The 22318-nt window shown below is 71.1% G+C and carries 15 protein-coding genes; 4 read left to right on the top strand and 11 right to left on the bottom strand.

Going from position 1 to position 22318, the window contains the following annotated elements; genetic code table 11:
• Positions 1–42 precede the first annotated feature (42 nt).
• A complete protein-coding gene (gene bioA / locus IE066_RS00600) occupies positions 43–1470 on the top strand; it encodes an adenosylmethionine--8-amino-7-oxononanoate transaminase (RefSeq protein ID WP_189446403.1) in 1428 nt (475 codons plus the stop codon).
• Complete coding sequence (locus IE066_RS00595) at positions 1461–2198, top strand: 16S rRNA (uracil(1498)-N(3))-methyltransferase (RefSeq protein ID WP_189446402.1); 738 nt, start codon at positions 1461–1463, stop codon at positions 2196–2198. Before bioA ends, IE066_RS00595 begins: the two co-directional genes overlap by 10 nt.
• 57 nt (positions 2199–2255) lie before the next feature.
• Here the strand turns inward: IE066_RS00595 and IE066_RS00590 are convergent, their stop codons facing one another.
• The 7 genes from IE066_RS00590 to pilG all read right to left on the bottom strand — a co-directional run bounded on the left by IE066_RS00590 (position 2256) and on the right by pilG (position 14357).
• Complete coding sequence (locus tag IE066_RS00590; protein ID WP_229790610.1) at positions 2256–2978, bottom strand: chemotaxis protein CheW; 723 nt, start codon at positions 2976–2978, stop codon at positions 2256–2258.
• Between the two features lie 10 nt (positions 2979–2988).
• Positions 2989–4485, bottom strand: a complete 1497-nt coding sequence (locus tag IE066_RS00585; RefSeq protein WP_189446401.1) for a chemotaxis protein CheB — start codon at positions 4483–4485, stop codon at positions 2989–2991.
• Positions 4478–10849: a hybrid sensor histidine kinase/response regulator gene (locus tag IE066_RS00580; protein WP_189446400.1), complete on the bottom strand. Its 6372-nt coding sequence runs from the start codon at positions 10847–10849 to the stop codon at positions 4478–4480. Before IE066_RS00580 ends, IE066_RS00585 begins: the two co-directional genes overlap by 8 nt.
• 119 nt (positions 10850–10968) lie before the next feature.
• On the bottom strand, positions 10969–12990 hold the full coding sequence (locus tag IE066_RS00575) for a methyl-accepting chemotaxis protein (protein WP_189446399.1): 2022 nt from the start codon (positions 12988–12990) through the stop codon (positions 10969–10971).
• 33 nt (positions 12991–13023) lie between these two features.
• Positions 13024–13560, bottom strand: a complete 537-nt coding sequence (locus IE066_RS00570) for a chemotaxis protein CheW (RefSeq protein WP_189446398.1) — start codon at positions 13558–13560, stop codon at positions 13024–13026.
• A gap of 14 nt (positions 13561–13574) precedes the next feature.
• Positions 13575–13940 carry a response regulator gene (locus tag IE066_RS00565; RefSeq protein ID WP_189446397.1) on the bottom strand — a complete coding sequence of 122 codons (366 nt, stop codon included), beginning with the start codon at positions 13938–13940 and terminating at the stop codon, positions 13575–13577.
• Between the two features lie 18 nt (positions 13941–13958).
• Positions 13959–14357: a twitching motility response regulator PilG gene (pilG, locus tag IE066_RS00560; RefSeq protein WP_189446396.1), complete on the bottom strand. Its 399-nt coding sequence runs from the start codon at positions 14355–14357 to the stop codon at positions 13959–13961.
• A 171-nt stretch (positions 14358–14528) separates the two neighbouring features.
• On the opposite strand from pilG, the gene gshB reads away from it, so the two are divergent.
• A complete protein-coding gene (gene gshB, locus IE066_RS00555; protein WP_189446395.1) occupies positions 14529–15476 on the top strand; it encodes a glutathione synthase in 948 nt (315 codons plus the stop codon).
• Positions 15477–15480: 4 nt separating this feature from the next.
• Positions 15481–16359: an energy transducer TonB family protein gene (locus tag IE066_RS00550; RefSeq protein ID WP_189446394.1), complete on the top strand. Its 879-nt coding sequence runs from the start codon at positions 15481–15483 to the stop codon at positions 16357–16359.
• Between the two features lie 75 nt (positions 16360–16434).
• Here IE066_RS00550 and tsaB read toward each other — a convergent pair whose 3' ends face one another.
• From tsaB to mrcB, 4 genes are read right to left on the bottom strand one after another with little or no spacing between them, the layout of a single operon-like run.
• On the bottom strand, positions 16435–17142 hold the full coding sequence (tsaB, locus tag IE066_RS00545; protein WP_189446393.1) for a tRNA (adenosine(37)-N6)-threonylcarbamoyltransferase complex dimerization subunit type 1 TsaB: 708 nt from the start codon (positions 17140–17142) through the stop codon (positions 16435–16437).
• 18 nt (positions 17143–17160) lie between these two features.
• Positions 17161–19236: a DNA repair helicase YoaA gene (yoaA, locus tag IE066_RS00540; protein ID WP_189446392.1), complete on the bottom strand. Its 2076-nt coding sequence runs from the start codon at positions 19234–19236 to the stop codon at positions 17161–17163.
• Position 19237: 1 nt separating this feature from the next.
• Positions 19238–19759: a tetratricopeptide repeat protein gene (locus IE066_RS00535; RefSeq protein WP_189446391.1), complete on the bottom strand. Its 522-nt coding sequence runs from the start codon at positions 19757–19759 to the stop codon at positions 19238–19240.
• Positions 19756–22203 carry a penicillin-binding protein 1B gene (gene mrcB / locus IE066_RS00530; RefSeq protein ID WP_189446390.1) on the bottom strand — a complete coding sequence of 816 codons (2448 nt, stop codon included), beginning with the start codon at positions 22201–22203 and terminating at the stop codon, positions 19756–19758. The genes IE066_RS00535 and mrcB overlap by 4 nt, the downstream gene beginning before the upstream one ends.
• Positions 22204–22318: the final 115 nt, after the last annotated feature.

The raw sequence follows: 22318 nt of genomic DNA, 5'->3' as shown, positions 1-22318 counted from the left end.
GGGCCTCCCCGGCGGGCCGGCGCGACGCGGGATAATGGGGGAATGAACAGGCTCGATCACGATGCGCCCATCCTAGCAGGGGGCTGCGAACGTTCCGCCGACGCATGGCGGCGGCGCGACCTCGATGTCGTCTGGCACCCGTGCACGCAGATGCGCGAGCACCCCGACGTGCTGCCGCTGCTGCCGATCCAGCGCGGCGACCGCGAATGGCTACACGGCTTCGACGGTCGCCGCTATCTCGACGCGGTGTCGAGTTGGTGGACCTGCATCCACGGCCACGCCGAGCCGCGCATCGCCGAGGCGATCGCGGCGCAGGCGCGCACGCTCGAACACGTGATCCTCGCCGGCTGCACGCACGAGCCCGCGGTGACGCTGGCCGAGAAGCTGCTGGCGATCGCGCCGCGACAGGCCGGGCGCGCGCCGCTGTCGAAGGTCTTCTATGCCGACAACGGCTCGGCCGGCGTGGAAGTCGCGCTGAAGATGGCCTTCCACTGGTTCCGCAATGCGGGCGAGGCGCAGCGCACGAAGTTCGTGGCGCTGGAGAACAGCTATCACGGCGAGACGCTGGGCGCGCTCGCGGTCGGCGACATCCCGCTGTATCGACGCGTCTACGCACCGCTGCTGGCCGAGGCGCTGTTCGCGCCGTCGCCCGACGCATTTCAGGCAGCTGCCAACGAGACAGCGGAGCAACACGCGCACCGTGCCGCCGATGCGCTGGCCGCAATGCTGGCCGAGCATGGCGAAACGGTCTGCGCGCTGATCCTCGAGCCGCTGGTGCAGTGCGCGGGCGGCATGCGCATGCATCATCCGGCCTACCTGCGCCGCGTGCGCGATCTCTGCGACGCGCACGGCATCTTCCTGATCGCCGACGAGATCGCGGTGGGTTTCGGCCGCACCGGCACGATGTTCGCGTGCGAGCAGGCCGGCATCGCGCCCGACCTGCTCTGCCTGTCCAAGGGGCTCACCGGCGGCTCGCTGCCGCTGGCGGCGGTGCTGACGTCGCAGCGCATCTACGATGGCTTCCTCGACGACTCGCGCGAGCGCGCCTTCCTGCATTCGCACAGCTACACCGGCAATCCGCTGGGCTGCGCCGCGGCGCTGGCCTCGCTCGCGATCGTCGAGAGCGACGACGTCATCGCACGCAACCGCGGCACCGCGGCGAAGATGGCCGAGCGCGCCGCCGCGTTCCGCACGAATCCGAACGTGGTCGACGTGCGCCAGACCGGCATGATCGTCGCCATCGAAATGAGCACCGGCAGCGGCAAGGACGGCACCGCCGTCGAGATCTCCGGCAACCGCGGCCTGCGCGCGTATCGCGAAGCCATCGCCCGCGGCGTGCTGCTGCGCCCGCTGGGCGACGTTCTCTACTGGTTCCCGCCCTACTGCATCGGCGACGACGCGCTCGACCTGCTCGCCGACACCACGCGGCACGCCATCGACGCCGCCTTCGGAGACCCCACGTGCGCCTGACCCGTGTGTTCGTGCCCGATGCGCTGTCGCCGGGCGCCGAGATCGCATTGCCCGACGGCGCGGCCGCGCACCTCACCCGCGTGCTGCGCCTCGGCGTGGGCGACGCCTGCATCGTGTTCAACGGCGACGGCCATGACTACACGGCGTCGATCGCCGCGGTCGGCAAGCGCGAGGCGCGGCTGCGCATCGGCGAGGCGACGCCGGTCGAGCGCGAGTCGCCGTTGCGCCTGGTGCTGCTGCAGGGCGTGGCCAAGGGCGAGAAGATGGACCTGATCCTGCAGAAGGCCACCGAGCTCGGGGTGCACGCGGTGGTGCCGGTGTGGTCGCAGCGCAGCGACGTGAAGCTCGACGGCGATCGCGCCGCCAAGCGCCTGGAGCACTGGCGCAGCGTGGTGGCCTCGGCCTGCGAGCAGTGCGGCCGCGCGGTGGTGCCGGCGGTGGCCGCGCCGGTGTCGCTGCAGTCGGCACTGTCCGCGGCGGAACTGCCTGCCACGCGCCTGCTGCTCGATCCGCAGGGCGTGCATGCGCTGCCGTCGATGAGCATCGACCCGGCGGCCGGCATCGCGATCGCCGTCGGCCCGGAGGGCGGCTGGTCACCGCTCGATCGCGAGCAGTTGCGGGCGGCGGGTTTCGAGGGCCTGCGCCTGGGCCCGCGCATCCTGCGCACGGAGACGGCCGGCCTCGCGGCCATCGCGGCCCTGCAGGCCCGCTTCGGCGACCTCGCCTGAGGCTTGACGCAAAAAGGGCCGCCCAAGGCGGCCCTTTTCGACGCGTCCGCGGTCCGATCAGGCGGCTTCGCGCAACTCCCGCAGGCGCTGCTCGACCTGAATGAGGTCTGGCAGCAGCGCGGGCTCGTCGTTGAGCCGCACGTAGGCCTGCACGCCCGACGGCAGCATGTCCTGCGATTCGACACTCAGCGCGCTGCGCGACACGGTGACCAGGCGCGGGAAGCCCTGCGTCACGATGGCGAAGAACGGCGTGCGCAGATCGCCACCGAGCGCCTTGAGCACGGTGACCTTGCTGCCCAGGCCCGGTGTGTCGTCACCGATGCCCGCCAGGCGCGAGAACGCGATCAGCGGCAACTGCCAGCCGCGCCAGCGGAACTTGCCGAGCATCCAGTCCACCCCGGAGCCATCGGCTTCCGGCTCGGCGTAGGACAGCACCTCGGCGATCGTGGCGTTCGGCAGCAACAGCCGCCCGCCGCCGACCTGGATCAACACGCCTCGGATGTCGCCGGATTCCTGCGCCGCCCAGGCGGCGGGCTGCGGCGTGGTCACGACGGCTGGCGCCATAGGCTCGATCGGCGCGTCCGGCAGGTCGTCCTCCGGCGGCTCGATGCGGGCCATCGCCGCGGCATGCGCGAGCACGGCGTCGACTACCGGTTCGACCGTGTCGGCGGGCTCGACCGTCACGCCGGACGAGTCGATGCGGTCGTTGGCGACCGGCATCACCGGGGCGTTGGCCACCGCGGGCGACGACGGACGGCGATTGCGCTTCTTTTTGGACACGGCGATCTCCTCAGCGGCCCTGGCGGCCGGCGAGCTGTGCTGCGAGTTCGGAGGGCGGTGCGGACGTCGCACCGCGGGACGCGAGCGCTGAGGCTGCCGCGGCGTCATAGCAACCTTCCGGCGCCTGCGCACCGACGAAGGCGCCCTTGCCGATCAGCATCGCGATGCCGTCGGCGAGCGTCGGGTCGGCGCCGCTGAGCACAACGACGCCGCTGCCCACCGGCGGCAGGCGGTCGACCAGGAATTCGGTATCGCCGGAGACGAATGCGCCGGCCTCGTCGAGCCCGATGTCGTCGCCGAGCACGTAGACCTGCCCCGGCTGCGGCATCTGGCCCGCGTCGGCGAGCGTCACCGGCAGCGCACTGGCGCGCTGCAGCTGTGCGACGAGCTTGTCGTAACGCGCGCCGTCGAGGCGCTGGCGGATCAGCACGGCGCGGTCGAAACGCGCGGGCAGCGCGCCGAGGAACTGGCGCACGGCGTCCGGGCCGCCGATGCCGGCGAGCACCAGCACCAGTCCGGTACGACTGTCGTCGACCAGCTCGAGCGAGGCGATGCGACGCTCGAGGTCGCCGAGGTCGTGGGTGCGCGTCGGCGCGCTCGATACGTGCAGCGGCGCGGCGTCGTCGGCAAGGCTCAGCTCGCCGAAGCTCATGGCAGGCATCGGCGGCGGGACGGCCGGGGCTGGCGCCACGTCCTCGCTGGACACCTCGTCGGCGGGCACGAAGTCCTCGACGAGGCCGCCCTGCCAGTCGGCCTCGGGAAGCGCGGATTTGGGCAGCGGCAAGTCGGGCAGCTCGGCGTCGAGTTCCGCCAGCAGCGGGTCGAAGTCGCTCGCGGCGAAATCGGGGCCGGTCACCGGCGGCAGCGCGTCGTAGTCGCCGCCTTCGAGCGTCAGGCCCGCGTCGACCGCGGGGGGCGCGTCGTCGAACGCGGTCGCCTCGAGTTCGAGGCCGCCGACAGTCAGCGAATAATCACCGGCGCTGCCCTCGGCCGACTCGGCCGCGGCGGGATCGAAGATCGAGAAATCATTGCCGCCGGTCGCGAGCTCGGGGAGCGCGTCCTGCGCCGCCGGCGGGAAGTCCGGCTCGTCGGTGCTGATCAGCTCCTCGATGCTCAGGGAGAGCGCGTCGACCGCCGGCACCAGCTCGGCGCCGGCGACCGGCGGCAGCACGTCGTCGCGATGGTGCAGCTTGGCGGCGAGGTGGCGGCGCCAGCGTGCGGCCTCCCAGCCGTCGCGCGAGGCGGCAACGTCGGCCTCCTCGAACATCACCTCGATCTGCGGATCGCCCAGCATGCTGTCGAAACGGTCCAGCGCACCTTCGCTGACCGCGTCGAGCACGATCATCAGCACCTGCGGCGAGGACTCGCGGATCGCCTCGGGCGACGTCGCGCCCGGATCCTCCTCGGCGACGATGTCGGCGCCGACCTCCAGCAGGGCGCCGCGCACGCAGTCGCGGGCGGCGCCGGGACGCGCGAGCAGGGCGACTCGACGGCTCGTATCACTCATGTGCAGGCACCCGTCCGAGCAGCTCGTTGACGTTGCGCATCAGCTCCGGCTCCTGGTACGGCTTGCCGAGGTAGCGGTTGACGCCGAGTTCGAACGCGCGCTGGCGATGCTTCTCGCCGGTACGCGAGGTGATCATCACGATCGGCACGTCGCGCAGGCGCGAGTCGCTCTTCATCGCGGCCGCGAGCTCGTAGCCGTCCATGCGCGGCATCTCGATGTCGAGCAGCATCAGGTCGGGCACGCGCTCGGCCATGCGCTCCAGCGCATCGATGCCGTCCTTCGCCGTCGCCACCTCGTAGCCGTGGCGTTCCAGCACGCGGCCGGTGACCTTGCGCATGGTGACCGAGTCGTCGACCACCATGACCAGCGGCACCGCGCGATGCTCGACGGCCGGGGCCGGCGGCTCGATGACGCCGCGAGGCAGCGTCGCCTGGCGGCGCACCAGCGGGGCGACGTCGAGGATCACGACCACGCGGCCATCGCCCATGATCGTCGCGCCGAAGATGCCCGGCACCGAGGCGACCTGCGGGCCGACCGGCTTGACCACGATTTCGCGGTTGCCGATGACCTGGTCGACGGTGACCGCCGCGCGCAGTTCGCCCGCGCGGATCAGCAGCAGCGGCACCTGCAGCAGGCCGTCGGCCTTCGCCGGCGCCTGGCCGAGCAGGCGACCCAGGTCGTGCACGGCGTAGTCCTCGCCACCGTAGCGGAAGCTGCCGCCGTCCTCGCTCTCCATCGCCTTGGCGAGTTCGTCGCGCGAGATGCGGCCCACGCCGCGCACCGAGGCGATCGGCACCGCGAACGCGGTCTCGCCGATGCGCACGAACACGGCCTGGGTGACCGCGAGCGTCTGCGGCAGGCGCAGCACGAACGTCGTGCCGCGGCCCTTGTTGGTGTGGATGTCGATCGTGCCGCCGAGCTGGCGCACTTCCGAGGCGACCACGTCCATGCCGACGCCGCGACCGGCGAGGCGGCTGACTTCGTCGGCCGTCGAGAAGCCCGGCTCGAAGATCAGCATGTCGAGGTCGGAATCGGCGATCACCGCATCGCTGCGGATCAGGCCGCGCTCGATGCCGCGACGACGGATCGCTTCGCGATCGAGGCCGCGACCGTCGTCGCCGACCTCCAGCACGACTTCCGAACCCTCGCGGCGCACCGCGATGCGGATCGTGCCCTCCTCGGGCTTGCCGGCGGCGACGCGCGCGTCGGTGGACTCGAGCCCGTGCGCCACGGCGTTGCGGAGCATGTGCTCCAGCGGCGCGGTCATGCGCTCGAGCACGTTGCGGTCCAGTTCGCCCTGCGTGCCGTCCAGGCGCAGCACGACCTGCTTGCCCATCTCGCCGGAGGCCTGGCGCACGACGCGACGCAGGCGCGGCAGCAGGCCGTCGAACGGCACCATGCGCGTGCGCATGAGGCCTTCCTGCAGCTCCGAGGACACGCGCGACTGCTGCAGCAGCAGCGTCTCGTACTGGCGGGTCAGGTCGTCGAACGTGGTCTGCAGCGAGGTCTGGTCGGCCGCGGACTCGGAGAGCGCACGGGTCAGCTGCTGCAGCGTCGAGAAGCGGTCGAGCTCCAGCGGGTCGAACGTCGCCTCCGCCACGTCCTCGCGTTGGTAGCGGGCGACGATCTGTGCCTCCGTCTCGATTTCGAGGCGGCGCAGCTGGTCGCGCATACGCGTGTTCGTCGCTTCCATTTCCGCGATCGCGGAGCGGAACGCGCCGAGCTGCTGCTCGAGGCGCGCGCGGTAGATCGCCACCTCGCCGGCGTAGTTGACCAGCCTGTCGAGCAGGTCGGCACGGATGCGCACCTGCTCCTGCGGCGCGCGGACGGCGATGTCGTCCTCGTCCACCGGGATCGGCTGCTCGCCGATCGGCGCCGACAGCGGCTTGAGGTCCGCGACCGGCTCGGGCATCTCCGGTGCGCGCGGCGCTTCGGCGGGCATCGCCAGCACTTCGCCGCGGGCACGCGCCTCGAACTGCGCGATGAGCGCCAGCGGCATGCCGATCGCGCGGCGCTCGCCGACGCGGGTGACCATCGCGTGCAGGCGGTCGAAACCACGCTCGAGCAGAGGCACGCCATCGCGGCCGAGTTCGCCGCGATGCTCGACGACGGACTCCAGCAGCGACTCCATGACGTGGCCGAGTTCGCCCACGGCCATGATGCCGGCCATGCGCGCGCCACCCTTCAGCGTATGCAGGTCGCGCTGCAGGCCGACCAGCGTCTCGCGGTCGTCCGGATGCTGGCGCAACTGCGCGAGGAGGCCGTCGGAATGGTCGAGCAGGTCGACGCCTTCCTCGACGAAGATGTCGACGAGTTCGGGGTCCAGACCCGTGAGGTCGAGCGCGGATTCCGGGTCGGCCTCGTCGACGAGGTCGCTCGGCATCGCGGCGCCAGCCTGCACGGCGGCGGCCGCCGCGGCGATCGCCGCACGCACCTGCTCGGCCATCTTCTGTTCGGCGGCGATGCGCTCCAGACGCTCGCTCTCGGCGCGCTGCGCCTCGATGCGGGCCTGTTCGCGACGCTGCGCTTCCAGGCGCTCGGCCTCGGCGCGCTCGGCTTCCAGTCGCTCTGCCTCGAGACGTGCCTGTTCGGCACGCTCGGCGGCCAGCCGTTCTTCCTCGACGCGGCGCGCTTCCGCCTGCTCGGCGGCGACGCGTTCGGCTTCGATGCGCTCCTGTTCGAGGCGCTCGGCCTCGGCACGGGCCGCCTCTTCGGCGGCCATGCGCTCGGCTTCGGCCTGCTCGGCTGCGATGCGTTCGGCTTCGAGACGCTCGGCTTCCAGGCGTTCCTGCTCGACGCGCTCGGCTTCGGCGCGGGCGGCCTCTTCGGCAAGACGCTCGGCCTCCGCCTGTTCGGCGGCGATGCGTTCGGCTTCGAGACGCTCCGCCTCGAGGCGCTCGTTCTCCAGACGCTCGGCCTCGGCGCGTGCCGCTTCTTCGGCGGCCATGCGCTCGGCTTCGGCCTGCTCCGCGGCGACGCGCTCGGCTTCGACACGCGCGGCTTCTTCCGCCGCGATGCGCTCGGCTTCCTGCTGTTCGGCGGTGAGTCGCTCGACGCGTTCGGCTTCGAGACGTGCGGCCTCGGCCGCTTCCTCGGCCGCCACGCGCTCGGCTTCGACGCGTTCCTGCTCCAGTCGCTCGGCCTCGGCACGCGCAGCCTCTTCGGCGACACGCTCGGCTTCGGCCTGCTCGGCGGCGACGCGCTCGGCTTCGATACGCGCGGCTTCTTCCGCCGCGGCGCGTTCGGCTTCCGCCTGCTCCGTCGCGATGCGCTCGGCCTCGAGGCGCTCGGCCTCCGCCTGTTCGGCGGCGATGCGTTCCTGCTCGACGCGCTCGGCCTCGCGGGCCGCCTCTTCGGCAGCGATGCGCTCGGCTTCGGCGCGCGCGGCTTCTTCCGCGGCACGTGCGGCATCGGCGCGTTCGGCTTCCACCTGCGCGGCTTCGAGCTGCTCGAAATCCTCGTTCGCAGACGCCTCGATCGGATCGACCGGCGTCATGTGGCGCGCATCCGGCAGGCTGTCGCGCAGCGCGAGCACGCGCTCGGACAGGCCCTCGAAACGCGGCACGTGCGGGCGCTCGGCCTGCAGGCGCGCGAGGGTGGTGCGGATGGCCGCGGCCACGTCGGCGATCGCTTCGACGCCTTCCGGCGTTGCGGCATTGCCGCTGGCGAGCAGACGCTTGATGTAGGCCTCGGTCGGACCGGTGATCGCCGGAATAACCGGCACCTCGGTCATCGCGAACGCGCCGTTGAGCGTGTGGATGGAGCGCTGCAGGCGGTCTTCCGCCGGCTGCGGCTGGCGGCGCGCGTTCTCCAGCCAGTCGTCGATGGTCGCAAGATGCCCGTCGACCTCCGTCGCGAGGATCTCCAGCAGCACCGGATCGACATAGGCGGGCTCGCCGAGATCCTCGACGGGCACCTGCACCGGCGCGGCGACCGGCGTTTCGACTACGGGCGCAACCGCCGGAGCGGCCACGGGACCGGTGTAGAAGGCTTCCTCGCCCTTCTCCAGGCGATCGGCGATCGCTTCGAGACCTGCCAGATCCGCCGTCACCGACGCATTGCCGGCGAGCGCGGCGTGGAACTGCGGCAGCGTGTCGACCGCCTGGTCGATCAGCGCCGCGACCGCCGGGGTCGGCGGACGCGTGCCGTCGAGCACGCGGTTGAGCATGTTCTCGATCTTCCAGCTGAACTCGCCGAGCACCTTGGCGCCGACGAGGCGGCCGCTGCCCTTGAGCGTGTGGAAGACGCGTCGAACCGGGCGCAGGCGCTCGATCTCGTTCGGCACCGCCTTCCACGCCGGCAGCAGCGCGGCGAGGTTTTCCATCTCCTCGGACAGTTCTTCGAGGAACACCTCGCGGATGTCGTCGTCGATGTCGGCACTCGCCTCGAAGCCGCCGAAGATCGCATCGCCCGCAGGCAGCGCCGGCACGGCAGCGACCGCGTCGACGACATCGGCTTCGAGCGCGACCGGATCGTGCACGGTCGGCGTTTCCTCGTCGCGCGCCTGCAGGTCGATGACCGCGAGCGACTCGGCGATGTGCTCGAGCACGGCCTCGTCGTCGCTGCCGTTGACGACCGGCGCGGCGTGCGCGTCGGCGGTTTCCGGATGCAGCACTTCGGCGATGGCGGCATCGACCGCCGGCTCGGCGTCGACCGGCACGTCAGCGACCACATTGGCCACCGGCGCCGCAGCGGGCACCGGCCAGTAACCCAGCGATTCCATGCTCGACCTGGCGATGTCGAGCATGCCGTCGCGGTTCGGGCGATGGTCGCGCAGCGCCTCGAGGTAGTACTCGAGGCTGGCAAGGGCATCGGCCAGCGCATCGAGCTCGGCGCCGGTCGGGACGTGGCGGCGGTCGATCAGCACGTTCTGCGAGTAACGCGCGATGGCGTCGAGATACTGCGCGGGCACGGCGAGCTGCACCATGCGCATCGCGCCGGCGACCTCGTCCAGCAGGCGCGGCACTTCGGCGAGTTCCGCGTGGTCCCAGCCCGTCTCGACGAAGGCGACGAACGACTGGCGCGCGTCGCCGAAGTTGGCGATGGTCTCGCGGACGACGATGTCGAGCACCTTGCGCGATTCGCGCGCGAGCGCGTCGTCGCCGGTGTCGGCGTCTTCGAGGCCGAGGCGCGCGACCTGGTCGTCGAGCGATGCGTCGACGTAGAGCAGCGCACCGGCGATGTCGAGCAGCGCGTGCTCGTCGGCCGGGCGGCGGCCGTCGACCACGTCGGCCATCGCGTCGCGCTGCTGCATTACCACGCCGCGCGCGGTGGACAGGCCCATCATGCCGAGCGTGTCGCCGACCTGGGTCAGCGCGTCGACCTGCGGGCGCAGCTCGGCCACTTCGATGCGGCCGGTGCGAAGGTGGATGTCGAGCGCGTCCTTGACGCGCATCAGGTCTTCCTTGATCGCCGCCGACACGGTGTCGAGCAGCGCGCGGTTGCGGCCGCTCAGCGAGCCGCGCGCATGCGCGATCTCGCTTTCGCTCGGGCGCTGCGCGTCGAGGTCGAAGGTCTCGCGGATGTCGTCCAGGCGCGGATGCGAGGCGCCGCTGTGGGCGACGTGATACAGCAGCTGGCGGGTGGGCTCCGCCGCGGCATCGCCGGCCGACAGGGTCATGCCGTCATTCGAGGTGGCGTCGCGCGCGGCACGTTCGACGCCCGCGAACGCCTGCTGCAGGCCGCGGCTGCTGGGCATCGCGCCGTCGGCGAGCGACGTGGCCACGCCCTCGGCGACCCACAGCATGCGCTGCACCGGCTCGCTGCCGCCTGCGCGCATCAGCTCGCCCAGCGCCGCGACGACACCGTTCGCATCGGTGGGCTCGCCGTTCTCGGGCCAGCTCGCGATCGCGGCGGAGAGCCGGCCGAGCGCGGCCTGCGCATCGATGCCGGCATCGGCCTGCGCGGCGCCCGGCACCGGACGCTCGATGTCCGGCGAGAACAGCACGCTCTCGCTGAGCCCCGCCTCGCCCCTCGCCGCGCGCAGCTCGTTGAGCAGCGGTAGCAGCACGATCGGGATGTCGCGATGGCCGCCCTGCAGGCGCTCGAGGTAGTCCGGCAACTGCACGACGCCGCGCAGCAGCGCGGCGCAGGCTTCATCGCGATCGGCCACCTGCCCGGCCTGCAAAGCGCTGGCCAGCCGCTCCATCTCGGAGGCGACCATCGACGGCGCGTCGAGCTCGATCATCTGCAGCGTGCCGCGCACCTGGTGCAGGAGCGTGGCACAGGCGCGCATTGGCGCGGAGTCGGCGGGATCCTCCAGGAACGCCTCGATCTCCTGCCGCGCCTGGCGCAGGGTCTCGTCGAGTTCCGGCTTGATCCAGCCGAGCGTGGTCGTATCGATCACTTCGCGCATCGCGATCATCGTGCACCTCGCGCCGGGCCTGCCGCGGACGTCGCGCCATCCTCAAGGGAAGGCGCGCTCGATGCGCGGTGGCGGCCAGGTGCGTGCCAAGTCATTTCGTCGGTCGTCCGGATTGCAGGTCAGGCGGGCAGCTTGAAGTCGGCGACCGAACGGCGAAGATCCGCCGCCAGCTGCGCGAGGTTTCCAATCGAGGCGGCCGTCTGGCTCGCACCCTGCGAGGTCTGCGCGGTGATCGACTGGATCGTGGTCATCGTCTGCGTGATGTTGGTCGCCGCGAAGGACTGCTGCTGCGCGGCCTGCGAGATGCCCTGAATGAGGTTCGACAGGTCGGTCGACACCTTTTCGATCTCGCCCAGCGCGGTACCCGCGTCCTCGGCGAGGCGTGCACCGGCGACCACCTCGGACGTCGTCTGCTCCATCGACGACACCGCTTCGTTGGTATCGCTCTGAATCGTCTGGACCAGCGTCTCGATTCGCTTCGTCGCGTTGGACGCGCGCTCTGCGAGTCGCTGCACTTCGTCGGCCACGACCGCGAACCCGCGGCCCGCCTCACCGGCCGAGGCCGCCTGAATCGCGGCGTTCAGCGCGAGGATGTTCGTCTGTTCCGAGATGTCGTTGATGAGTTCAACGATCGAGCCGATTTCCTGCGACGACTCGCCGAGGCGCTTGATTCGCTTCGAGGTTTCCTGGATCTGGTCGCGGATCGAGTCCATGCCCTGGATCGTCTGGCGCACGACGCCGGCGCCCTTGGTCGCGATTTCCACCGAGCGCTGTGCCACTTCCGCGGACTCCGCGGAGTTGCGCGAGACCTGGTCGATGCTGGCCGCGATTTCGGTGATTCGCTCCGAGGCGGAACCGATCTCCTGCGCCTGGTGCTCCGCGGCTTCCGCGAGCTGCATGGCGGTGGCCTGAGTTTCCTGCGCGCTGGCCGCGACCTGCACCGAGGTGTCGGTAATCGTCTGCACGAGGCTGCGCAGCTGCTCGACCGCGAAGTTGATCGAGTCCGCGATCGCGCCGGTCATGTCCTCGGTGACCGTCGCCTTCACCGTCAGGTCGCCTTCTGCCAGCGAACCCATTTCGTCCAGCAGGCGCATGATGGCCTCCTGGTTGCGGTCGTTGAGTTCCTTCGTGGTCTGGTAGCGACGGTCCTGCTGCTTCTTCAGCGCGTAGAGCAGGCCGAGGATCGACAGCAGCGTCAGCGCACCGGCGGCGATCGAGATCCAGATGTTGCCGAGCAGGCTGGTGTCCTTGATCGAGCCGATCGAGGTGAACGCGCCGAACAGCTTCTGCGAGTCGGCGAGCATCCGGCCCGACTGCGCGGTGATGTCGTCGGCCGCCTTCTGCGCGCCGACGAGGTTGCCGGAGCTCGCGGTGATCGCGTCGAGATCCTTCCTCATCGCCGCCCACTGCTGCTCGACCTGCCGCAGCTGCGCGACGGCCGGACCGGCGGTCAGCGGCAGGATGCGATTGGCGTCGTCGCCCTTGTTCAGGCCGGCGAGCACCGTGGTGAACAGGTTGGCGTCGCGGCCGAGCGCGTCGCCCGCGGCCTGCGCGCCGGGGCCGCCGCTGCGGATTTCCGCGATGCGGCGCGCCATCGTTCCGGACAACACGACCTGGCGCAGCGCGATGTAGACCTGCGACGACGGCGAGCCCGACGCCGACATGGCGCGGACCAGCTCGTCGAGCGTGGCCTGGAAGTTCGGCAGCGTCTGGTTGAACTTGTCGGCATGGCCGGCGAGCTCGACGATCGCCTGCTCCGACCCCAGCACCTGCTCGGCCTTCTTGCCGACCTCGCCCCAGGTCTGCGCGACCTGCTGCACGGCGCCGCCGGCGCGGCTGTCGTCGCCCCAGGTGGACTTCAGCGATTCGACGTTCTGGTCGATGCGCACCTTGGTGTCGCGGAAGCTCTTGAAGGCTTCGGCGTTGCCGCCGACCGCCTCGGTGCCGCGCACCGCGAGCTGCTGCGAGAGCACCTGCAGTTCCGAGGCGCCCGACGAGGCGCCGCTGAGGCGGCCGGCCTTGTACGACGCGTAACCGACGTTCGCGCCGAGCACGACCAGCGAGCCGATCAGCAACGCCACCCAGGTGTTGACTTTGATGTCACGGCCTTTGCCGGCGACGTTATCCATCGTGGTGCTCATGAGTTGAACCTCAGGTCTTCGTGCTCGGGGCCGTCAGTTGGCGGCTTGTCGGAATTCGGGGGTGCGGGCGAGGCGGTCGAGGCTGAAGACGCCCCAGACATGCCCGCCCAGGTGGTAGGCGCGATCGACGAAATGCGCGTAGCGGCCCTGGGCCAGCGGCGCGGTGTCGTCCTCGGAAAGCTGCTGTTCCTCGACGAACGAGCGCTGGCCGAACAGCTCGTCGACCAGCACCGCGACGTCGCCGCCGGGCTGGCGCACCAGCAGCACGCGCATCGATTCGTTCAGAACCGTGCGCTCGCCCTCGAGGAACTGCTTGAGGTCGACGATCGGCAGCAGGCCGCCGCGCACGTTGGCCACGCCCAGCATCCACGGCTGCGTGCCGGGCACCGGCGTGATCTGCGGGACGGAAAGGATTTCGCGGACCTCGCCGAACTCCGAGGCGAGGCGGCGCGAGCCGACGCGATAGCCGACGCCGCGCCACAGGCCGGGCGCGTCGAGCTGTTCCGGCAGGCCCGCGACATGCGCGAGCGAGCGGCGCTCGTAGTCGACGAGCACGTCGAACGGGCTCATCGTGATGTCCATCGTCAGGCGCCCAACGCTTCGTTGATGCGCGCGATGAGCTCGTCCTCGCGCGGCGGCTTGACGATGTAGTCCTTCGCGCCCTGGCGAAGGCCCCATGCCTTGTCGGTGTCCATGCCCTTGGTGCTGACGATCAGCACAGGAATGGCCTTGGTGTCCGCGTCGCGCGAGAGCGCGCGGGTGGCCTGGAAGCCGTTCATGCCCGGCAGGACGACGTCCATGAGGACGAGGTCCGGCCGTTCGCGGCGGCAGGTCTCGATGCCGTCCTCGGCGCTGCCGGAGGTGATGACCTCGTGGCCGTTGCGCTCGAGCAGCTGGGACATCACCGCCGACTCGGTCGGCGAGTCTTCGATCAGGAGAATGCGTGCCATTGGTGCCCTACCCCCCGGTCAGGCGTTGACGTGCTTGCGGATCGCGTCGAGCAGTTCTTCGCGGGTGAACGGCTTGGTCAGGTACTGCTCCGAACCGACGATGCGACCGCGGGCCTTGTCGAACAGGCCGTCCTTGGAGGACAGCATGATCACCGGCGTGGCCTTGAAGTTCTGGTTGTTCTTGATCAGCGCACAGGTCTGGTAACCGTCCAGCCTGGGCATCATCACGTCGACGAAGATGATCTGCGGCTGCTGGTCCGCGATCTTCGCCAGCGCCTCGAAGCCGTCCGAGGCGGTGACCACGTCGCAGCCCTCGCGCTTGAGCAGCGTTTCGGCCGTGCGTCGGATGGTCTTCGAGTCGTCGATGACCATGACCTTGAGGCCGCCCAGGCTGCCGTTGCGGGCGTCATCCTGCATTCGTAAATCCCCCAGCGCCGCGTGAGGCGGCGCGCGACCCTATATTCCAAGCCGGGACGAGCCTGTCAAGCAGGCATTTTTCGTCACGACGAAACTGAAGAAGTGGCACTTTGCGTCAGGTCCCCACCTGCCCCACTGATACCATCGGCAGCCCCGACCGCGGCTTGAGCCATGCCCCTCGACATCGTCGTCGTGATGGACCCCATCGGTTCCATCAAGATCGCCAAGGATTCCACGTTCGCGATGCTGCTCGAGGCCCAGCGCCGCGGCCACCGGCTGCACTACGTGCTGCCCGGCGGGCTCGCGGTCCGCGATGGTCGCGCCTTCGCCGCCGTGGCGCCGCTGAAGGTGGTCGACGACCCGGCCGGATGGTTCGAACTGGGCGAGGCGTCACAGCTCGAACTGGGTACGGGTCACGTCGTGCTGATGCGCAAGGACCCGCCGGTCGACGACCAGTACATCCACGACACCCAGATCCTCGGCATCGCGCAGCGCGCCGGCGCGCTGGTGGTCAACGATCCGCAGGGCCTGCGCGACTACAACGAGAAGCTCGCCGCGCTGCTGTTTCCGCAGTGCTGCCCGCCGGCGCTGGTCAGCCGCGACGCCGCGGAGCTGAAGCGTTTCGTCACCGGGCACGGCCAGGCGGTGCTCAAGCCGCTGGACGGCATGGGTGGCCGATCGATCTTCCGCGCGCAGGCCGGCGAGCCGAACCTCAACGTGATCCTCGAGACCCTGACGCAGGGCGGCAGCCATCTGGCGATGGCGCAGCGCTACCTGCCGGAGATCGTCGACGGCGACAAACGCATCCTGCTGGTGGACGGCGTGCCGGTCGATTACTGCCTGGCGCGCATCCCGCAAGGGGATGAGTTCCGCGGCAACCTCGCGGCCGGCGGCCGCGGCGAGGGCCGCCCGCTGACCGAGCGCGACCGCTGGATCGCCGCGCAGGTCGGGCCGGAAATGAAGGCGCGCGGGATGATCTTCGTCGGCCTCGACGTGATCGGCGGGCATCTCACCGAGGTCAACGTGACGAGCCCGACCTGCATCCGCGAGCTCGACGCGCAGTTCGGCCTGAACATCGCCGGCCTGCTGTTCGATGCGATCGAGGCACGGGTCGGCTGACGCGATGGCGGCCGTCGTGACCGAGCAGGCGCCGGGCATCGTGGAATCGCGGCGGCTGGGCGTCACCCTCGCGATCTCGCTGGCGCTGCACCTGTTCGTGATCCTCGCGGTCGGCTTCGCGCCGGAGGCGGCGGCGCCGGTGGTGCCGACGCTCGATGTGATCTTCACCGAGACGCAGAGCGCGCTGACGCCCAGGCAGGCCGACTTCCTCGCGCAGGCCAGCAACGAGGGCGGCGGCGAGCACGAGAAGACCACGCGCCCGCGCGAGCCACAAGTCGGCACCGCACCGCAGGCCGAGCCGGGCGTCGCGCCGCGCGAGCTGCGCGCGCAGTCGCCCGCGCCAGCACCGCCGCCGCAGGCGCGCATCGTCAGCAGCGCGCGCGGCACGGCCACCACGCCCACGCCGCAGGCCACGCCGACGCCGACCGCGGTGCCCGCGCCGGTGGGCGACGAGAAGATCGAACGCGACGCGCGCATGGCGCGGCTCGCCGCGGAGCTGCACCTGCGCTCGCAGCGCTACGCCAAGCGGCCCAAGCGCAAGTTCGTCTCGGCGAGCACGCAGGAATACGTGTGGGCGGGCTATCTGCGCGAATGGGTGGACCGCGTCGAGCGCGTCGGCAACCTCAACTATCCCGAGGAAGTGCGTCGTCGCCGGCTGTCGGGACAGGTCGTCATCACCATCGCGGTGCGCCGCAACGGCAGCGTGGAACGCTCGGACATCGTGCAGTCCAGCGGCATTCCCGCGCTCGACCAGGCGGCGCTCCGAATTGCCGCGATGGCCGAGCCCTACCCGCCGCTGCCGCGCACCAAGGAAGACCCGGACATCCTGCACGTCACGCGTACGTGGTGGTTCCGGCCGGAAGGCACGCTGGTCGACGATTGAGGACGCGGGCGCGGCGCCGCCCGGTCCATCGCGAGTTCCGGATCCATCGCGCGAACCACGGCGCGCGATGGGCGATCAGCGGTTCTTCGATTCGCGGAACGCCTGCTGCTCGACCAGCGTCATCGCGACGTTGTTGCGCAGGTAGGCCGGCTCGACGAGTTCCGGCGCGATCGCGCCGCCGCTCGCGAAGACCTGCGCCGCGATGCGCACGACGTCGCCGGCATGCGGCAGTGCGGTGGCGTCGACATGCGCGAGTTGCGCGGCGAGGTGCGTCGCGAGCGCCGCGTCGCCCGCGCCGAAGCCGGTACCGACGCCGCGCCAGCCGTCCCCGTCCACCGCCACCTGCGACGCCGACAGCAGCGCCTCGTCGAGCAGCGGATCCAGCACGTTGTCCACGACGCGATAGCCGGCGACGTAGAGCTCGCCCATGCGCGCGTCGATCGCCGCGAGCACCGGCGCGCCGGGGTTCGCCCGTGCCGCAGGCAGCGCGAGCGCGGCCAGCGTCGACACCGGCACGAGCGGGCGATCAAGCCCCAGCGCCACACCCTGCGCGATCGCGATCGCCAGGCGCACGCCGGTGAATGCGCCGGGGCCGCGACCGACGGCGACGGCATCCAGCTGCGAGCGTGCGAGGCCCGCGTCGGCGAGCAGCGCATCGGCCCAGGGCAGTGCGAGCTCGGCATGGCGGCGCGGCGCGATCTCGAAGCGTTCGACGACCTCGCCGTCCACGCTCAGCGCGACGGAGCAGGCTTCGGTGGCGGTTTCGAAGGCGAGCAGTTTCATCGCGGCATGATCGCAGCTTCAGGCGAAGCCGAGCAGGGGCTGTTGCGGATCGTCGGCGTCGGGCAGGTCGGCGACGCCGAAGAATTCGCGCACCGGCGCGAGGTCGCGGGTCTTGGGAAACGGCGGCAGCGAGTTGAAGAACACGCGACCGTACTGGCGGTTGACCAGCCGCGGATCGCAGAGCACCAGCACGCCGCGATCGGTCTCGGTGCGGATCAGGCGGCCGACGCCCTGCTTGAGCGTGATCACCGCCTGCGGCAGTTGCTCGTCGCGGAACGGCACGCCGCCGTTGCGGCGGATCGCATCCAGGCGCGCCTCGAACACGGGATCGTCGGGCGCCGCGAACGGCAGCTTGTCGATGACGACCACGCTGAGCGCGTCGCCGGCCACGTCGACGCCCTCGCGGAAGCTCGCAGCGCCCAGCAGCACGCCATTGCCCGATGCACGGAAGCGTTCCAGCAGCACCGAGCGCGGCGCCTCGCCCTGTACGAACAGCGGCCACGGGCCGTCGCGCAACAGCTCGGCCGACTCGCGCAACGCACGATGCGAGGCGAACAGCAGGAAGGCACGGCCGCCGGAGGCCTGCAGCACCGGACGCACGGCGTCGATCACCGCCGCGGTGTAGTCGCGCGCCGAAGGCTCGGGCAGCCCGCGCGGCACGTAGCACAGCGCCTGCGACTGCCAGTCGAACGGGCTCGGCGCCAGCATCGTCTGCGGCTGCCACAGGCCGAGCTTGATCGAGAAGTGCTCGAAGCGGCCGCCGACGGCGAGCGTCGCCGACGTGAACACCCACGCCGCCTGCGTGCGCGCACGGTGCTGCGCGAGCGGGCCGGCGACGTCGAGCGGCGTGCGCGACAGTCGGAAGCCGCGCGCACTGAGCTCGTACCAGAGCACGCTGCCGTCGTTGCGGCGGCGCGGCGGTGCGTCGTCCGCTTCCGGTTCGTCGTCTTCGGCTTCGACCGGCGCATCGTGGTCGGCCTCGTTGCGCCAGCGATCGAGACGCCCGCGGAACTCGTCGGCGCGCGCGAGGCAGCTGTCGAAACCGGGCGACGCCGCCGCCAGCGGGCGCAGCGCGTCCTGCAACGCGGCCAGCGCGTCGTCGAGCGCGTCGAATGCGGCTTCGACAGCGAGTTCCTCCTGTGCGCGCCGACGCGTGCCACGCACGGGCAGCAGGTCCATCGACGTGCGCAGAAGTCGTACGCAGTGCTCGAGTTCGTTCGCCGGCGCCTGCAGACTGGCGAGCGCCGCCGGCACCTGGCGGCATTCGAGCAACGTGTCGCGCGCGAGTTCGACCAATGGCCGTGCGCTGAGCGATTCGCCGAAGAACTGCGCGGCGAGCTCCGGCAGCTGGTGCGCCTCGTCGATGACGAAGGCTTCCGCGCCCGGCAGGATTTCGCCGAAGCCTTCCTGCTTGAGTGCGAGGTCGGCCAGCAGCAGGTGATGGTTGACGACCACCACGTCCGCGGCCTGGGCGCGCTGGCGCGCCGCGACGACGAAGCACTCCTGGAAGAACGGGCATTCGGTGCCGAGGCAGTTCTCCGCCGTGCTGGTCACCAGCGCGTGCAGCGGCGAATCCTCCGGCAGGTCGGCGAGTTCGGCGAGGTCGCCCATGCGCGTACGGCCGGACCAGGCCACGATGCGCTCGAACTGCGCGGCCTGCTCGCGCGTGGAGAAGCGTGCGCCGGCGTCCTTCAGCCCGGGAACGAGATCCGCACCGCCCTGCGCCTGCCGCATGCGGTAATGGCAGAGGTAGTTCGCGCGCCCCTTGAGCAGCGCGCTGCGGAAGCCGACGCCGAGCGCGTCGCGCACGCGCGGCAGGTCGCGGTGGTAGAGCTGGTCCTGCAGCGCGCGCGTGCCGGTCGAGATGATCGTCTTCTTGCCCGACAGCAGCGCGGGCACGAGGTAGGCGAATGTCTTGCCGGTGCCGGTGCCGGCCTCGGCCAGCAGCGTGCCGCGCGTGTCGAAGGCCTCGGCGATCGCGGCCGACAGGTCCTGCTGCGCGGGGCGCGCGCGGAAGCCGTCGATCCCGCCGGCGAGCTGGCCGCCATCGGCGAGCGCCGCACGGCTCGCGTCGGCCAGGCGGGACGACGTCATCTCAGTACCGCGGCGGCGGCTTGACCGTGCAGGCGTCGCGCTCGCTCGCGAGCGCGTCGGCGCGCGCGGTCGCGGCGTCGTCGCCCATCTGCGCGCGGATGCGCTCGACCTGCAGCAGCGTCTGCACCGAGCGACGGCAGAGCGGGCCCACCGTCGGGCCGACACGCCGCGCGCGCTGGGCGAACGCGAATGCGGCGTCGGGCTGGCGCTGCAGCAGCGCGAGCTCGGCGCGCTCCTGCAGCACCGCGGGGTCGTCGGGGCGTTCGGCGAGTGCGTGGTCGAGCGCGGACGCCGCATCATCGAAACGCCCGGCCTGCTCGTCGGCGCGCGCCTGCTCGCGCAGGTCGGTGACCAGCGGATCCTGCAAGGGCTGCACGTCGAGTTCGGTCGGCAGCTCGGCCCCGGCAGCACGGATCGTGGCGACGGCAGCCGCGGCGTCGAACGCGGGCGCGGGGCTCGGCGGGGGCGACGTCGCGCAACCGGCGAGTACGAGCAGAAGGACGACGCAAAGTACGTGCTTCATCGCTGGCCTCCGTCGACCGGCGCCGGTGCGGGCTGCTGCGGCAGGCGCTTGGCGGGGTCGGGCTCGGCATCGGAGCCGCCGCCGAACAGGCGGCTCCAGAAGCCGCCGCCTTCGTCTTCGCTGCCGGCCGCTTCTTCGACGGCCGGCGCGCTCGGCGAGCCGTAGGGGCACGGCGTCGACGACGGCGCATAGCCCGGCACGAACGGGAAGCGCTCGGAGCCCGGGCAGCCGGGGTCGGTGGTGTGGCTGCCGGTCACCCAGCGCCAGTCCAGTCCCTCGTCCGGCACCGCCAGCGGCGCCGTGGGCAGTCGTGCGAACAGCGCGGACCAGACACGCATGGCGCCGGTCGCGCCGTACAGGCCGGTGGTCTTGTTCTGGTCGTTGCCGACCCAGACCACGGCGAGATGGTCGCCCGTGTAGCCGGCATACCAGCTGTCACGGCCGTCGTTGGACGTACCGGTCTTGCCGGCGGGCGACAGCCTGCCGAGGCCGTCGTTCACCAGCTGCCGCGCGGTGCCGCGGCTGACCACCTGCTGCAGGCCGACCGTCACCAGACGGGCCGCGACCGCATCGCCCGGCTGTGCGGGCGCCGCCGGCTTGTCGTAGCGATTGAGCGCGCGCCCATTGGCATCGAGCACGCCGCGCACCGCGCGCAGCGGCTGGATCTGTCCGCCCGAGGCGAGGAACTGGTAGAGCTGCGCCATCGCATACGGGCTCTGGTCGACCGCGCCGAGGATCAGCGACGGATTGACGTTGCCCTCGATCTCGATGCCCGCCAGCGTGCGGATCAGATCGGCCAGGCGCTGCGGCGTGACCTGCATGCCCACGCGCACCGTCGCCTGGTTCAGCGACAGCGCGAGCGCATCGACCAGGCGCACCGTGCCGCGACTGCGCCCGTCGGAATTGCCCGGCGTCCACGACTTGCTGCCCGGGATCTTCACCGTGATCGGCGCGTCCTCGACATAGCTCGCCAGCGACCACTTGTCCGGCTCGGCCAACGCCAGCAGGTAGACGAACGGCTTGAGCAGCGAGCCCACCGGGCGTTGCGCCTCGATCGCACGGTTGAAGCCGTGCTCCGACACCTGGCGCGCGCCGACCACCGCGACCACCTCGCCGCGGTGCACGTCGGTCACCACCATGCCGGTCTGCAGCTCGGGACGCTTCTTGGACTCGAGCGATTTCAGCGTCTTGGTGACCGCGCCTTCGGAATACGCCTGCGCCGACGGCGACATTCCGGTCATCACGCTGAGGCCGGCGCCACCCAGCGCCTCGCTCGGGTAGTCGCGCGCCAGCTGGCGCCGCACCAGGTCGACGTAGGCCGGGAAGCGGTTCGGCGCGAGCGAAGTCGGGTTCTCGGTGATGCCCAGCGGCGCCTTCTGCGCGCGGTCGTGCTCGGCCTGGTCGATCAGGCTGGTCTCGAGCATCTTGTCGAGCACGAAATTGCGACGCTCGCGCGCACGATCGGCATGCACGCGCGGGTCGTAGTACGACGGCCCGCGCACGATGCCGATCAGCAGCGCGATCTGCTCGGTGGTGAGGTCCTTGAGGTCGCGGCCGAACCAGAACTCGGCGCCGGCGGCGACGCCGCGGATCGCCTGCGAGCCGCGCTGGCCGATGTAGACCTGGTTGAAATAGGCCTCGAGGATCACGCTCTTGTCGTAGCGCGCCTCGATCAGCATCGCGTAGATGATTTCGTTGAACTTGCGCGTGAACGTCTGTTCCTGCCCGATGCCGAGCAGGCCCGAACGCGCAAGCTGCTGGGTGAGCGTGCTGGCGCCCTGGCGGCGGTCGCCGGTGCGCAGGTTGACGAGCACGGCGCGCGCCATGCCGGAGAGATCGATGCCGAAATGGCGGTTGAAATCGCGGTCCTCTACGGCCTGCAGGCCGGTGACGAGCAGGTCGGGCACCTCGTTGATGCGCACCAGCCGGCGCTCTTCCTGCTTCTGCCCGTAGAGCGTGGCGATGCGCGCGGGATCGAGGCGGTGCGCGCGCAACGTGGCTCGGCTGTCGGGATCGCGCAGGCCGAGCACGCGGCCGCCAGAGAGCGTTACCTCGACGCGACGCGCACGGACGGCGCCGTCGACGTCATTGAAGCCCCGGCTCGAGACCGTCCAGCGCGAACCGTCCTGCGCATAGGTGCCGGCGCGCCTGCCGTCGCCCGCGCGGTAGGCGGCGGCTTCAAGCTCGGTCCTGAGCGTGGCGGCATCGAGCGCGACGCCGGTCGCCAGCTCCAGCGGCCTCGCGTATACGCGCGTGGGCAGCTGCCATCGCAACTGGCCGAAGCGCTCGCCGACCTCGTGGTTGAGGTAGGTGACGTAGGGAATGAGGAAGCCGAGCCCCAGCCCCAGCACCACCAGCACGCCCGTGATCAGCCGACGCCGCCATTGCGGCCGGGTGCCGGCCTGGCCGGCATCATCGTCTTCGTCGTAATCGATTCGGGCCACGGAATGCGAGAATGATGGGCTGCGCCCGCCTGCCCGGAGTCTAGCGCAGGCGCCCGCGGCCACCGTCGGCGCGCGGGCGACGGTTCACGCGCAGTTGGAGGCAGCCACGTATGTG

Source organism: Cognatilysobacter xinjiangensis, from assembly GCF_014651995.1.
Taxonomy (GTDB): Bacteria; Pseudomonadota; Gammaproteobacteria; order Xanthomonadales; family Xanthomonadaceae; genus Cognatilysobacter; species Cognatilysobacter xinjiangensis.
The sequence above is the reverse complement of the archived record's forward strand: the minus strand, read 5'-3'. Positions and strand labels throughout refer to the sequence as shown.

Bases quoted from the DNA above. Each gene is read 5' to 3' on its own strand.
- bioA (WP_189446403.1), top strand. From the start codon at position 43: ATGAACAGGCTCGATCACGATGCGCCCATCCTAGCAGGGGGCTGCGAA.
- IE066_RS00585 (WP_189446401.1), bottom strand. From the start codon at position 4,485: ATGAGTGATACGAGCCGTCGAGTCGCCCTGCTCGCGCGTCCCGGCGCC.
- IE066_RS00580 (WP_189446400.1), bottom strand. From the start codon at position 10,849: ATGATCGCGATGCGCGAAGTGATCGATACGACCACGCTCGGCTGGATC.
- IE066_RS00575 (WP_189446399.1), bottom strand. From the start codon at position 12,990: ATGAGCACCACGATGGATAACGTCGCCGGCAAAGGCCGTGACATCAAA.
- IE066_RS00570 (WP_189446398.1), bottom strand. From the start codon at position 13,560: ATGAGCCCGTTCGACGTGCTCGTCGACTACGAGCGCCGCTCGCTCGCG.
- IE066_RS00565 (WP_189446397.1), bottom strand. From the start codon at position 13,940: ATGGCACGCATTCTCCTGATCGAAGACTCGCCGACCGAGTCGGCGGTG.
- pilG (WP_189446396.1), bottom strand. From the start codon at position 14,357: ATGCAGGATGACGCCCGCAACGGCAGCCTGGGCGGCCTCAAGGTCATG.
- gshB (WP_189446395.1), top strand. From the start codon at position 14,529: ATGCCCCTCGACATCGTCGTCGTGATGGACCCCATCGGTTCCATCAAG.
- IE066_RS00550 (WP_189446394.1), top strand. From the start codon at position 15,481: ATGGCGGCCGTCGTGACCGAGCAGGCGCCGGGCATCGTGGAATCGCGG.
- tsaB (WP_189446393.1), bottom strand. From the start codon at position 17,142: ATGAAACTGCTCGCCTTCGAAACCGCCACCGAAGCCTGCTCCGTCGCG.
- yoaA (WP_189446392.1), bottom strand. From the start codon at position 19,236: ATGACGTCGTCCCGCCTGGCCGACGCGAGCCGTGCGGCGCTCGCCGAT.
- IE066_RS00535 (WP_189446391.1), bottom strand. From the start codon at position 19,759: ATGAAGCACGTACTTTGCGTCGTCCTTCTGCTCGTACTCGCCGGTTGC.